This window comes from Cryobacterium roopkundense (assembly GCF_014200405.1).
Lineage (GTDB): Bacteria > Actinomycetota > Actinomycetes > Actinomycetales > Microbacteriaceae > Cryobacterium > Cryobacterium roopkundense.
This window is the reverse complement of record NZ_JACHBQ010000001.1, coordinates 2,035,651-2,048,901: the sequence shown is the minus strand read 5'-3', so window position 1 is coordinate 2,048,901 and position 13,251 is coordinate 2,035,651. Positions and strand designations below refer to the sequence as shown.

Below are 13,251 nucleotides of genomic sequence, written 5' to 3'. Positions count from 1 at the left end.
CGGTCGCGTTGGTGGTTCAGGCGAGGTTGTTGCCGCGGCCCGTCAGGGCGGTTCCGCCCTGCTCTTTAGGTTGCCGGGCTAGCTATCAGCGCGGCCGGCGTGGCCAGAAGCGCCTTGGTTTGCATGGTGTGCAGCTTCATCAGGTTGTGGCAGGCCGCGATCAGATACCACTCGTGCGCTGCTTGCTCCAACCCGCGCAGCAACACAAACTTGCCCTGCCGAGTGTGGATCTGACCGAACACGGGCTCCACGATCGCTTTGCGCCGCGCATAAACCGCGCGGCCCTTCTTCGTCTTGAGCTTCCGCGCCATGCGTTCCCGCAGCGTCGCATTGGCCGGGATCCGGCCCCGAGGAACTTCAGGAACACGCTCGCCGTGCTTGACCCGGCCGGTCGCGATGAAAAACTCGGTCCGGCCGTCGCTGCCATCTTCAACAGTCTTCGCGTAGTCCAGATTTGTTGCGGAACAATACCCGGCATCCGCCAGGACCTGCCGGGGCAGGACGCCGGTCGTGGCGTGGAGTTTCTCGACCAGCGGCACGACCTGTTCAACATCCACGCCAATATTCGTCAGCGTCGTCGCGACGATGATCTGATGGTCGGCATCAACGATGGCCTGTGCGTTGTAGGCGTAGTGGAACGACCCGTCGGCGGTCTTCATGATCCGTGAATCCGGGTCGGTGAAGTTGCGTTGAGCCTTCGGCCTCACGACCGCGTTCTTCGCCGCATCATCACCCTTCTGCGCAGCAATGTCGTCATCGTCGCCCTTGTCCCGGGCCTTCTTCTCGGCCTCTTTCCGCGCCCGGACGGCCGCGTCGGCCTCCAAGGCCGCGCGCGCTTCGGCCAGTTTCACCAAGCGTGACTCCCGCCGGGCAAGCTCCGGCGGCAACTCATCACCGCGTTTGTCCTTTCCGAAACGAGCATCCTCCGCGTCATCGATCGCGTCCGCGTCAGCCAGCAGTGCAGACACCTCGTCGGCGAGGACCTTCTGCTTCTCCGTCAACCGGGCGTAACTCATCGCCTTGCGCCGGGACGCATTCGCGCGCACCTTCGTGCCGTCCAACGCGACCTGCCCGAGTGAGACCATTCCGGCCGCGCGGCAGAGTTCCAATGCCTGCAAGAACACGTTTCCCAGACTGGAGAGATGGCGCTTGCGGAACCGGGCGATGGAACGAAAATCAGGTGCCTGCTGCGCCGCCAACCAGCGAAACGCGACCACGTCCACGCACACCCGCTCCAACTCGCGTGACGAACGAACCCCGACGCAATACCCGTAAAGGAGCACCCGGACCATCAACCGAGGGTCATACGGCGGCTGCCCCTTCGACTTCGCGTAAGAGGCATAGAACTTCTTCAGATCCAGCTGAGTTTCGACGATGTCCGCGATGAAACGGGAAAGGTGATTCTGCGGCAACCACTCACCCAAATCCGGCGGCACCAACATCACAGCATTCGGCTCGAAAGCCCGAAACCGCTTGTTCACGCCACCGCCAGCCTCAACGCCGTCATCCACGACCACGTCAACGTGCTCAAGTTCCGTCGCGGGGAACAGGCCATCAGAATCGCTCATAAGCAATTTTCCCAGACCACCACCCCAAGCCCGGGAAATCGACCGGCGTTTTAAAGTTTGGTACTACTGACCCACGCTCCTAGTAGACCCCGCGAGCCAATCTCCGGACTTCGGAGAGCGAAAAGGTGTCTTCCTCGGCTTGGACGGCTGGCACACAAAGTCGCGCGTGTGCCAGTGTTGACCTGTGCAACGAACACGTGGTGTCGCCCTGTCGACCTGGCTCGTGGTTGCGGCAGCGGTGTGCTTCGGTACCACGGGCACGGCGCAGGCGCTGGGCGCAGCGGATGCCTCGGCCGTGTCCCTCGGCGCTGCCAGAATCGTTCTCGGGGGAGCGATCCTCGCGATGCTCGCTATCTGGCGCCCACGCTCTAAACTTTCCTCCCACGCACGGGTGGTGCGGTGGCCGAGGCGGGGCTCCGTAGCGCTGGTCTGCGCGGGCGCCCTGGGCGTGGCTGCCTATCAGCCGGCCTTCTTCCTGGGCACGGGCGAAAACGGTGTCGCGGTGGGCACCCTCGTTGCCCTCGGGTCGGCACCCGCACTCACCGGGCTGTTGGAATGGCTCGTGTTGCGCCGACGTCCGACCGGGCGGTGGGCGGTCGCCACGGCCGTCGCGGCCGCGGGAGTCCTCGTGCTCTCAGGGGTCCTCTCCGGTCTCGATGGGTCGCTGACGGCTCTGGGGCTGGCCGGATCGATTGCCGCCGGTGCCTCCTACGCCGTGTACACGCTGAGCAGTAAGGCTCTGCTCGACCGGGGGTGGGATCCGGCGAGCACGATGGGCGCGACCTTCGGCATTGCCGCCCTCGGCCTGCTGCCCGTCCTGGTCGTGAGCGATGTCACCTGGCTGACCGAGCCGGCCGGGCTCGCCACGGCGCTGTGGCTCGCCGTGATCACAACGGCGGTTGCGTACACATTCTTCGCGCAGGGACTGCAGTCCCTTCCTGCCGCCCGGGTGGCCACTATCACGCTCCTCGAACCCGTGACCGCAACCATCCTCGGAATCGTCGTGCTGCACGAAAACTTCAGCGTGGCGACCGTGATCGGGGTCAGCCTGCTTCTCGCCGGTCTCGCCATCCTGACTGCGGGACGCAGAAAACTAAGGGCGGTTGCCTAGTCTGGATCGTGAACACCACATCGAGGCGAGGACAACGTCAATGAACGCAGCAGATCCCGTGGCTCAGGCCGTCATCTACACCCGCACGGGAGGCCCGAGCGTGCTTCACGTGGTCGAACGGCCGATCCCGACACCCGGTGCCGGCGAAGTTAGGGTGAGCGTGAGGGTCTCCGGCGTGAACCCGACGGATTGGAAGTCGCGCCAGGGAGCAGCCCCCGGCCTACCACTCGCTTTCCCCGAGATCGTTCCGAACCAGGACGGCGCCGGAATCATCGACGCGATCGGCTCCGGCGTCGAGGGACTTGCCGTTGGCCAGCGCGTGTGGATCTGGGAAGCAGCGTGGCAGCGCGCCAACGGCACCGCCCAGCAGTTCGTGGTGCTCCCGGCAAGCCACACTGTGCCGCTACCGGACGAGGCTTCCTTCGATCTGGGGGCGAGCCTCGGAATCCCGGCCCTGACTGCCCACCGTTGCCTCACAATCTCTGCGCTCGGCTCGAACCGGCTGGCGCCCGGCGCGCTCGGTGGAGTCACGGTGCTCGTGGCAGGCGGAGCCGGAGCTGTCGGGCACGCAGCCATCCAGCTCGCCCGTTGGGCCGGCGCGACGGTCATCACGACGGTCAGCAGCGCTGCCAAAGAGGCGCTCGTGCGGGCGGCGGGAGCGCATCACGTGGTCCACTATCGTACGCAAGATGCTGCCGCAAGCGTGCGCGCCCTCGCTCCCAACGGAGTCGACATTGTGGTGGAAGTCGCCGCGGCGGAGAATTCCGAGTGGACGGCCAACGTGATGGCACCGAACGGGGTCGTCGCCATCTACTCCGACAACGGGGGATCGCAGGTGACGCTGCCCATCAGGGCACACATGGTCACCAACACGCGCATCCAATTCGTGCTCGTCTACACGGTGGATCCCGTCTCAAAGGCGCGCGCAGTGGCGGACGTGAGTGCCGCCGTCACCGACGGCGCGCTCTCCGTCGGTGAATCGGGAGGGCTGCCCCTGCACAGGTTCGCACTCGACCGAACGGATGCCGCGCACGCGGCCGTGCAGGCCGCCGTCATTGGCAAGGTACTCATCGACATCCCGGGCTGATGGACGCCTGTGCTGATCGAAGGAACGGGCGAGTAGCCGCGGTGCTCTAGCCTGTGGGCATGGATACTTTGATCAACACCCTGCACATCGTCGCCGCGGTTTTTATCGTCGGGCCGATGGCGATCCTGCCGATGACCGCCATGCGGCTCGTTCGAGCAGGCCAGTCCGGCCCGGTGGCAGTTCTGGCCAAGTCGGTATCGATCTTTAGCCTCCTCTCCCTCCTCGTCGCCGTGCTCGGATTTGGGGCGCTCAGCATGGGCGGGTACGTTTTTGCCGCTACCTGGGTCTGGCTGTCCATCGTGCTGTACGCCATCGCCCTCGCAATCAACCTATTCCTCGTTGTCCCCGCCCTGCAGTCCGCCGCCGAGGAACTCACCGCTCGTGAGGGTGCCGGGGTCGCCACGAAGGTGGCCGCATACTCGCGGATCGCGATGGGCTCGGGAATCGCCGCGCTTCTGTTGGTCGCAGTGGTCGTTCTCATGGTCTGGCGCCCCTAAACCCAGGGCCTGGCGACTCGGCACCGGGTCGGTTTGCACCTTGTGCACCGCTCACCTCGGGCGTACCTTGGCCGCCAGGAGGTGATGCCATGCGCGCTTCACAGGGAGATCGAATAATCATCCGCGGTAAAACCGTGGAAACACCCGACCGGCACGGTGAGGTGAGGGAGATTCGCGGCACCGATGGTGGGCCGCCGTATCTGGTGCGGTTTGATGATGGCCACGAGACGATCGTGTTCCCGGGCCCCGACTTTGTCGTGGATCATTCGCGCGTCGTCTGACCCCGTCGATTCGTACCCGGCGCCCGCTTCGGCGGGGGCCGCTGCTGTACCCGCTGCTGTACCCGCTGCTGTACCCGCTGGCCCGCCGCGCTCTCATGCGCCGCTAAAGTTAAGGGGTCCGCAATAAACAGGGAGTTACACACGTGGTTGACGGCTTCGCGCTATTCACCGACCGATCCGTTGTCGCCATGCGCGTCAACGGCGAGCTGAAGGATCTGGCCACCACGGTGGAGACGACGGATGTCGTCGAACCGGTGACGATCGGGTCGCCCGACGGACTCAGCATTCTGCGCCACTCGGCCGCCCACGTGCTGGCGCAGGCCGTTCAGACGGTCAACCCCGCCGCACGCCTGGGCATCGGCCCGCCCGTCACAAACGGTTTCTACTACGACTTCGATGTTGCGGTGCCGTTCACGCCGGAAGACGTGAAATCTCTGGAAAAGGCGATGGACCGCATCATCCGCCAGGGACAGCGCTTCGTGCGGCGCGTCGTCACGGACGACGAGGCCCGCTCCGAGCTCGCCGGCGAGCCCTACAAGCTCGAACTCATCGGCCTCAAGGGCGGCGTCTCCACAGGCTCGACCAGCGATTCCGGTGACAATGAGGCGGTTGAGGTCGGCGGTGCCGAACTCACGATCTACGACAACGTCGACCCGAAAACTGGGGAGACGGTGTGGAAAGACCTCTGCCGGGGTCCCCACCTGCCCAACACCCGCATGATCGGCAACGGCTACTCCCTCACCCGCCTGGCCGCCGCGTACTGGCGTGGCTCCGAGAAGAACCCGCAGCTGCAGCGCATCTACGGCACCGCCTGGCCCACGAAGGATGAGCTGCGTGCCTTCCAAACCCGCCAGGAGGAGGCCGCAAAGCGCGACCATCGCAAGCTCGGTGCCGAACTCGATCTTTTCAGCTTTCCCGAAGAAATCGGATCCGGGCTGGCCGTCTTCCATCCCAAGGGCGGCATCATCCGCCAGGAGATGGAAAACTACTCTCGTCAGCGGCACACCGAAGCGGGCTATGACTTCGTCTACTCTCCGCACATCACCAAGTCGACCCTCTTCGAGGCGTCCGGCCACCTCGACTGGTACCGCGAGGGCATGTTCCCTCCCATGCACCTCGACGAGGAACGGGATGAGACCGGCCATGTGACCCGTCAGGGCGTCGACTACTACCTCAAGCCGATGAACTGCCCGTTCCACAACCTGATCTTCAAGTCCAGCGGTCGCAGCTACCGCGAGCTGCCGATGCGCCTGTTCGAATTCGGTTCCGTCTATCGCTATGAGAAGTCTGGCGTGCTCAACGGCCTCACCAGGGTGCGCGGCATGACCCAGGACGACGCCCACATTTACACGACCAAAGAAGGGATGAAGGAGGAGCTGACCAGCACTCTCAATTTCGTGCTGCAGCTGCTCGCCGACTACGGCCTTGAGGACTACTACCTCGAGCTGTCTACCAAAGACCCGAAGAAGTTCGTCGGCAGCGACGATGCCTGGGACGAAGCGACGGAGACGCTGCGACAGGTCGCCGAAGCATCCGGACTCGACCTTGTCGCCGACCCCGGTGGAGCCGCCTTCTACGGACCGAAGATCTCGGTTCAGGCCAAGGATGCCATCGGTCGCACCTGGCAGATGTCCACCATCCAGCTCGACTTCAACCTTCCCGAGCGTTTCGACCTCGAGTACACGGCAAACGACGGCACACGCCAGCGCCCCGTGATGATTCACCGGGCCCTGTTCGGTTCGATCGAGCGCTTCTTCGCGGTGCTCACGGAGCACTATGCCGGTGCCTTCCCGGTCTGGCTCTCGCCCGTGCAGGTTGTCGGCATTCCGGTCTCCGAGCAGTACGGGGCGTACCTCGACGAGGTCATCGGCACGCTGAAGGCCGCCGGCGTTCGCGCAGAGGTCGATCATTCCGACGATCGCATGCAGAAGAAGATCCGCACGCACACCAAGGCCAAGGTGCCGTTCCAACTCATCGTGGGGGAGGAAGACCAGGCGAACAACGCCGTCAGCTTTCGCTTCCGCGACGGCACTCAGCTGAACGGAGTTCCGGTCGAGGATGCCATTCGACGCATCCTGGAGGCGATCGAAACCCGTGCGCAGGTGACGACATCCCCCGAGTCTGCCCTCGAGTCGCATCAGGCCGCGGAGAAGGCTTAAGATGACGAATGCAGACGGCACCGCCGGACAGGCGAGCCATGAGGACAGCCTCGAGCTCGACAACCCGTTAATCGAGAACTCGTCAGACTTCGCCGCCGTTCCGGATGCCTTCCAGCGGCTCTGGACACCGCACCGCATGGTCTACATCCAGGACGGTCAGCAGCCGCATCCCGACGATTGCCCGTTCTGCCTCGCACCGGACATGGACGACGAGAAGGCCCTGATCGTGGCCCGCGGCACGCACGCGTACGTGTTGTTGAACCTGTTTCCGTACAACAGCGGGCACCTACTCGTCTGTCCGTATCGCCACATCGCGACGTACGACGAAGCGAGCCCTGAAGAAATCGCTGAAATCGGCACGCTGACACAGATCGCGATGCGGGTACTCACAGCTGTCTCAAAGTGTGATGGCTTCAATATCGGTATGAACCAGGGCCGCATCGCGGGTGCCGGAATTGCCGAACACCTGCACCAGCACATCGTGCCGCGGTGGGCGCTCGACTCCAACTTCTTTCCGATCATCGCCGGAACAAAAGCCATCCCGAAGCTCCTCGGTGAAACTCGCCGCGAAGTGGCCGAGGCCTGGCCTCCCGGCACTGAATAACTCCATTCCGGGAGAGGCGCCCGTTCGGCGCTCCCGGCCCGGCTTTAAGCACTCAGCTCAAGGAATAGGATCAATATCATGACTGAAAACACCTCCGCCGAAAAGTTCGGCTCGAGCCGCGTCAAGCGCGGACTCGCCGAAATGCTCAAGGGCGGCGTCATTATGGACGTCGTCACCGCTGCCCAGGCTCGCATCGCGGAAGACGCCGGCGCCGTCGCCGTCATGGCCCTCGAGCGCGTACCCGCCGACATCCGCTCGCAGGGAGGCGTCGCCCGAATGAGCGACCCTGACCTGATCGACAGCATCATCGCCGAGGTCAACATCCCGGTGATGGCAAAGGCACGCATCGGACACTTCGTCGAAGCCCAGATTCTCGAGGCCCTCGACGTGGACTACATCGACGAGTCAGAGGTACTGAGTCCGGCCGACTACAAGAACCACATTGACAAGTGGAACTTCACCACGCCGTTCGTGTGTGGCGCGACCAACCTCGGGGAGGCGCTTCGACGGATCACCGAGGGTGCCGCGATGATTCGCTCCAAGGGCGAGGCCGGTACCGGTGACGTATCAGAGGCGACCAAGCACATCCGCACGATCAAGGGGGAAATCGCACGGCTGTCGTCCATGGGCAAGGACGAGCTGTACGTCGCCGCCAAGGAACTGCAGGCGCCCTACGAGCTCGTTGCCGAGATCGCGGCCACCGGCAAGCTCCCCGTCGTGCTGTTCACGGCCGGTGGAGTCGCGACTCCTGCCGATGCCGCAATGATGATGCAGCTCGGCGCCGACGGCGTGTTCGTGGGCTCCGGAATCTTCAAGTCCGGTAACCCTGAGCAGCGTGCCGCAGCGATCGTGAAGGCCGTCGCGTTCTATGACGATGCCAAGGTCATCGCCCAGGTATCGCGCGGACTCGGCGAAGCGATGGTGGGAATCAACGTGTCTGACCTCGCCGCGCCGCACCGTCTCTCCGAGCGTGGCTGGTAGCTCGCTCCTTCGTGAGGCGTCGGTCTTCGGCATCGCTCGGGAAGACACGGTCATGAACCAGGATTCACCGGTCGGCGTGCTCGCCCTGCAAGGCGATTTTCGCGAGCACGCCGACGTGTTGCGCACGCTCGGTGCCAGAGTCGAGCTCGTTCGTCGCCCCGAAGAGCTGGCCCGCGTGAGTGGGCTCGTCATTCCGGGCGGCGAGTCGAGCGTGATGGACAAACTTGCCCGAATGTTCGATCTCTTCGACCCGCTGCAAGCCGCTGTTCGCGCCGGCCTGCCGGTGTACGGCACGTGCGCCGGCCTCATCATGCTCGCGGACACTGTCCTCGACGGCATCGTGGGTCAGAAGAGCATCGGCGGACTGGACATCAGCGTGCGGCGGAACGCCTTCGGGTCACAGAACGCGTCATTCGAGACCGATCTGCAGGTTCCGGAACTCGGTTTCGCACCCGTGCACGCCGTCTTCATTCGCGCCCCCGTCGTCGAAACGGTCGGCCCGAACGCGCGACCCCTGGCCACACTCTCGGATGGTCGGTGTGTCGCCGTCGAACAGGGAAACCTTCTCGGCACCTCGTTCCACCCCGAGATCACCGGAGAATACCGCTTCCACGAATACTTTCTCCGAAAGGTTCGCGCCACAGCTTTTCGTCATTAGGCTGCTGTGTCGGTAGGGTTTGGCAACGATGCTTTTGGAAATGAGTCAACGATGACGAAGTATGTAGCGCTCCTACGGGGTATCAATGTCAATGGCATCACGATTGCCATGACAGATCTGGCGGACCTTTTTCGCGAGCTGGGGTTCTCCGAGGTGAAGACGATTCTCGCAAGCGGCAACGTGCTGTTTCGAACCGGAACCGAACCCGTGGACCCGAAGGACCTCGCCGCAGATATCGCCGAGCGCAAGGCTCTGATCGAGGCTGCGCTGCACGAACGATTCGACTACGACGCGTACATCGTTCTCGTCGAGGCTGAAAGTCTCGACCGCATCATTCGCGCCTACCCGTTCGACGCTGAACGCGACGGCTGGCACCCCTACGTGATGTTCGCGTCCGAGCCCGCGGCGCTCACCGAACTCGCCGGCCACGCCCGTGAACTCGACGCCGCAGACGAACGAATCGAACTGGGGCACGGCGTGCTCTATTGGGAGGTTCGCAAGGCCGTGGGCGTGAAGAGTCACTTCAGCAAGAAGAGCGGAAAACCGAAGTACCGCGATACCACCACGACTCGCAACCTGCACACCCTCAGCAAACTCATTCACGCCGACAGCAACGCCTGAGCGCGACGCGACCGCTACGGGCGACCGCTTCCGGGAGGAAGCGATGACCCCGGGCTAGAATAAGGGTTGCACTGCGGTGCCAGAGTCAGCAGTCCAGCCTCACGTCACAACGAGCGAGCAACACAACGGGAGATTCATGTCCGGGCATTCCAAATGGGCCACAACGAAGCACCAAAAGGCCGTCACCGACTCTCGCCGGGCCAAAGCCTTCGCGAAACTCATCAAGAACATCGAAGTGGCCGCGCGCATGGGTGGCGCAGACCTTTCTGGTAACCCCACCCTGGTCGACGCGATTCAGAAGGCGAAGAAGACTTCAGTTCCCAACGACAACATCGACCGCGCAGTCAAGCGCGGTGCCGGTCTGTCGGGCGAGCAGGTCGACTACACGACCATCATGTACGAGGGCTATGCGGCCCACGGTGTCGCTATCATGATCGAATGCCTCACCGACAACAAGAACCGCGCGGCCGCCGAAGTGCGCACGACCATGGCCCGCAACGGTGGTGCCATGGCCGATCCGGGCAGTGTGGCCTATAACTTCCACCGCAAGGGAGTTGTCGTGGTCAAGAAGGCCGGCGGAATTACCGAGGACGACATCCTCCTGGCCGTGCTCGATGCCGGGGCCGAGGAAGTCATCGACGACGGCGAATCCTTCGAGGTTCTCTCCGAGGCACACGACCTCGTCGCCACGCGCACGGCGCTGCAGACGGCGGGCATCGATTACGAGTCGGCGGACATCGCGTTCATCCCGTCGCTCAAGGTCGAAGTCGACGCCGAGACCGCCCGGAAGGTGTTTCGCCTCATCGACGCGATGGAGGACCTCGACGACGTGCAGAACATTTACAGCAACTACGATCTGCCCGCCAACGTTCAGGCCGAACTTCACGCCGACTCGGAGTAGCGCCGATGGCCGTTCGGGTGCTCGGGATCGACCCGGGCCTCACCCGGTGCGGCGTTGGTGTCGTTGACGTTGCCGGAAATCGCTCGGCGACGCTCGTCGACGTCACCGTGGTGCGCAGTCCGATCGACATGCCGCTCGAAAAGCGCCTGTTGCTGCTCAGCGAGGGCATCGAGGACATGCTCGATCGGCACAGGCCCGAGTTCGTCGCGATCGAGCGCGTTTTCGCGCAGAATAACGTGGGCACCGTCATGGGCACCGCCCAGATCAGTGGGGTAGCCCTGCTGCTGGCGGCTCGTCGTGGGCTCCCCGTCACCCTGCATACTCCCAGTGAGGTGAAGGCCGCGATCACCGGCTACGGATCGGCCGACAAGAAGCAGGTCGGCACGATGGTCGCCCGCATCCTCGGGCTCACCGAAATTCCCCAGCCAGCGGATGCCGCGGACGCCCTCGCCCTGGCAATTTGCCATGCCTGGCGCACCGGCATCGCCGGTGCCGTGGGCGCCGTCTCGAGCGCTCCCGCGAAGATCCCCGCGGCCGCGTCGCCCGCGGGGCCCCTCACTCCGGCACAAAAGGCATGGCGCGCCGCGGAGCGGGGCACGCCCGTGTCTGTCGTGCCCCGTAGTCTTAAGCGGTGATCTCTTCTGTACGTGGCCTCGTCCTGTCCGCCGTCGGCTCGACGGTCGTGATCGAAGTCGGGGGAGTGGGCCTCGGCGTTCAGGTCACCCCGGCCACGGCACTGTCGCTGCGGTTGAACGACGAGGCGCGGCTGCTCACAGTGCTCATCGTGCGGGAAGACTCGCTAACCCTGTACGGTTTTCCCACGCCGGAAGAGCTTTCCGTCTTCGAACTCCTCGTCGGCGTCACCGGAGTCGGCCCGAAGTCAGCCCTCGGCGTGCTCGGCGTGCTCACCCCCAACCAGATCGCGCAAGCGGTGGCCGACGATGCCGATGGAGTGTTTCGCAAGGTCAGTGGTATCGGACCCAAGACGGCCAAGCTCATCGTTCTGAGTCTGGCGGGCAAGCTTGCCGTCACGGCCACGGCATCCGCTTCTTCGCGCCCGACGGGATCGGCATCCGTTGCCGCGAGCGTGCAGGCAGCACTCATTGGACTCGGATGGTCCGAACGCGTGGCGGCCGAGGCTGTGGAGGAAACACTCACGGAGTTGGCCGTTCCGGCTGACTCGGCTTCGCACACGGCAGAAGCGGCTCCCCTCACGGTGGCTGTCGTGCTTCGACTTGCCCTCGGTCGGCTCGGTCCGGCCCAGAATCCGGGACATCGCTCATGACGACAGATCCGGGCGTTGAGCTCACCAAACCCACACTGGAAAGTGAGACTGAACTCGCCTTCGAGGGCGCCCTCCGCCCGGCGAGCCTCGGCGAGTTCGTTGGCCAGCACAAGGTGCGCGGGCAACTTCAGCTCATGCTGACCGCCGCCACCATGCAGAACCGCACGCCAGACCACATTCTGCTTGCTGGACCTCCCGGACTGGGCAAGACCACGCTTGCCATGATCATCGCCTACGAGGGCAATCGTCCGCTGCGAATGTCCAGCGGGCCGGCCATCCAGCACGCCGGGGATCTAGCCGCCGTACTATCCTCCCTCATCCCGGGCGAGGTGCTTTTTATCGACGAGATCCATCGCATGGCTCGCTCTGCCGAGGAGATGCTGTACCTGGCGATGGAAGACTTCCGAATCGACATCATGGTGGGCAAGGGAGCTGGGGCCACATCCGTGCCGCTCGAGCTGGCGCCGTTCACGCTTGTGGGCGCGACCACTCGTTCCGGTTTGCTGCCAAACCCGCTGCGTGACCGTTTCGGATTCACCGCCCACCTAGAGTTTTATGCCGATAGCGAACTTGAGCAGGTACTCGCGAGAGCCGCGAAGCTGATCAACCTCGACATCGGACCCCGCGCTCTAGCCGAGATCGCCGGACGGTGCCGGGGTACCCCGCGCGTCGCCAATCGCCTGCTGCGACGTGTGAGGGACTACGCCCTCGTGCACGGCGGCGGGGCCGATCTAGCAGCCGTGCATGCGGCTCTCGAGCTGTATGACGTCGATGAAATCGGGCTCGATCGCCTCGACCGTGAGGTCATGAAGATTATTCTCACGCGGTTTGGGGGAGGCCCGGTGGGCCTGAATACACTGTCGGTCTCGGTGGGTGAAGAATCCGAGACCATCGAAGCTGTCGTCGAGCCCTTCCTCGTGCGGATAGGCTTCCTCACGCGCACTCCGAGAGGGAGAGTGGCCACTGCCGAGGCGTGGCGTCACTTCGGCTTGAGGAATCCTCAGGTTGACCTCACGCTGGATGACCTATAATTCAAGTTGGCTCTTAAGGAGCCACCCACACAAGCTTCGGCCCTCGGGCCGCAATCGGAAGGTCTCACAGTTTTATGGATCCGTTGACTCTTGTCATGCTCGCGGTTTTGGCGATGCTCGTATTTTTCATGTTCCGTAACGGTCGCAAGCGCAAGCGTGATCAGGAAGCCCTGCAGGCCACCATGGTTGCCGGCGCAGACGTGATGACCAACTTCGGCATGTACGGCACCATTGTGTCGATAGACGAGGAAGAGAACAAGGTTGCGCTGCTGATCGCGCCCGGAACTATCGTCAACATCCACCGCCAGACAATCGCGCGTGTGGTTGAGCCGGTTGTGCCAGAGACGGCCGAGGACATCCTCCAGGACAGCCCCTCGATCGAGTCGATGGGCGAGCCCGAATTCGGGCAGCGCGTCGATGGCGACGACACTGACAACCAGCCCAAAAAGGGCGACGCGTAACACACC

The 13,251-nt window shown here is 63.9% G+C and carries 15 protein-coding genes; 14 read left to right on the top strand and 1 reads right to left on the bottom strand.

The genetic code is table 11. The features are described 5' to 3' along the window. Positions 1-65 precede the first annotated feature (65 nt). Complete coding sequence (locus BJ997_RS09600; protein ID WP_420827196.1) at positions 66-1,481, bottom strand: IS1182 family transposase; 1,416 nt, start codon at positions 1,479-1,481, stop codon at positions 66-68. Between the two features lie 271 nt (positions 1,482-1,752). Here BJ997_RS09600 and BJ997_RS09595 point away from each other — a divergent pair, with 271 nt between their 5' ends. The 14 genes from BJ997_RS09595 (at position 1,753) to BJ997_RS09530 (ending at position 13,245) form a co-directional block, all read left to right on the top strand. Next, positions 1,753-2,679 carry a DMT family transporter gene (locus BJ997_RS09595; RefSeq protein ID WP_052542765.1) on the top strand — a complete coding sequence of 309 codons (927 nt, stop codon included), beginning with the start codon at positions 1,753-1,755 and terminating at the stop codon, positions 2,677-2,679. Between the two features lie 40 nt (positions 2,680-2,719). Then, on the top strand, positions 2,720-3,766 hold the full coding sequence (locus tag BJ997_RS09590) for an NADPH:quinone reductase (RefSeq protein WP_035840378.1): 1,047 nt from the start codon (positions 2,720-2,722) through the stop codon (positions 3,764-3,766). A 59-nt stretch (positions 3,767-3,825) separates the two neighbouring features. After that, positions 3,826-4,263, top strand: a complete 438-nt coding sequence (locus tag BJ997_RS09585; RefSeq protein WP_035840375.1) for a DUF2269 family protein — start codon at positions 3,826-3,828, stop codon at positions 4,261-4,263. Positions 4,264-4,352: 89 nt separating this feature from the next. After that, the gene (locus tag BJ997_RS09580; RefSeq protein ID WP_084141792.1) at positions 4,353-4,544 is read left to right on the top strand and encodes a DUF1918 domain-containing protein; all 192 of its coding nucleotides are present in this window, start codon (positions 4,353-4,355) and stop codon (positions 4,542-4,544) included. 143 nt (positions 4,545-4,687) lie between these two features. Beyond that, positions 4,688-6,703, top strand: coding sequence for a threonine--tRNA ligase (thrS, locus tag BJ997_RS09575; RefSeq protein WP_035840372.1), 2,016 nt, complete (start codon positions 4,688-4,690; stop codon positions 6,701-6,703). A gap of 1 nt (position 6,704) precedes the next feature. Continuing rightward, complete coding sequence (locus BJ997_RS09570) at positions 6,705-7,307, top strand: HIT family protein (RefSeq protein ID WP_052542763.1); 603 nt, start codon at positions 6,705-6,707, stop codon at positions 7,305-7,307. Positions 7,308-7,385: 78 nt separating this feature from the next. Next, positions 7,386-8,288 carry a pyridoxal 5'-phosphate synthase lyase subunit PdxS gene (gene pdxS, locus BJ997_RS09565; RefSeq protein WP_183323413.1) on the top strand — a complete coding sequence of 301 codons (903 nt, stop codon included), beginning with the start codon at positions 7,386-7,388 and terminating at the stop codon, positions 8,286-8,288. 52 nt (positions 8,289-8,340) lie between these two features. Next, a complete protein-coding gene (gene pdxT, locus BJ997_RS09560; protein WP_035835785.1) occupies positions 8,341-8,946 on the top strand; it encodes a pyridoxal 5'-phosphate synthase glutaminase subunit PdxT in 606 nt (201 codons plus the stop codon). Positions 8,947-8,997: 51 nt separating this feature from the next. Then, positions 8,998-9,567, top strand: coding sequence for a DUF1697 domain-containing protein (locus tag BJ997_RS09555; protein WP_035835784.1), 570 nt, complete (start codon positions 8,998-9,000; stop codon positions 9,565-9,567). A 136-nt stretch (positions 9,568-9,703) separates the two neighbouring features. After that, positions 9,704-10,468 (top strand): YebC/PmpR family DNA-binding transcriptional regulator, encoded by a 765-nt coding sequence (locus BJ997_RS09550; protein WP_035835783.1) that lies wholly within the window; start codon positions 9,704-9,706, stop codon positions 10,466-10,468. Between the two features lie 5 nt (positions 10,469-10,473). Next, positions 10,474-11,103 carry a crossover junction endodeoxyribonuclease RuvC gene (gene ruvC, locus BJ997_RS09545; protein WP_035835782.1) on the top strand — a complete coding sequence of 210 codons (630 nt, stop codon included), beginning with the start codon at positions 10,474-10,476 and terminating at the stop codon, positions 11,101-11,103. Continuing rightward, positions 11,100-11,753 carry a Holliday junction branch migration protein RuvA gene (ruvA, locus tag BJ997_RS09540; protein ID WP_035835781.1) on the top strand — a complete coding sequence of 218 codons (654 nt, stop codon included), beginning with the start codon at positions 11,100-11,102 and terminating at the stop codon, positions 11,751-11,753. The genes ruvC and ruvA overlap by 4 nt, the downstream gene beginning before the upstream one ends. Next, the gene (ruvB, locus tag BJ997_RS09535; RefSeq protein ID WP_035835780.1) at positions 11,750-12,784 is read left to right on the top strand and encodes a Holliday junction branch migration DNA helicase RuvB; all 1,035 of its coding nucleotides are present in this window, start codon (positions 11,750-11,752) and stop codon (positions 12,782-12,784) included. The genes ruvA and ruvB overlap by 4 nt, the downstream gene beginning before the upstream one ends. A gap of 95 nt (positions 12,785-12,879) precedes the next feature. Then, entirely contained in the window at positions 12,880-13,245 is a 366-nt protein-coding gene (locus BJ997_RS09530) for a preprotein translocase subunit YajC (RefSeq protein ID WP_236628857.1), read from the top strand. Positions 13,246-13,251: the final 6 nt, after the last annotated feature.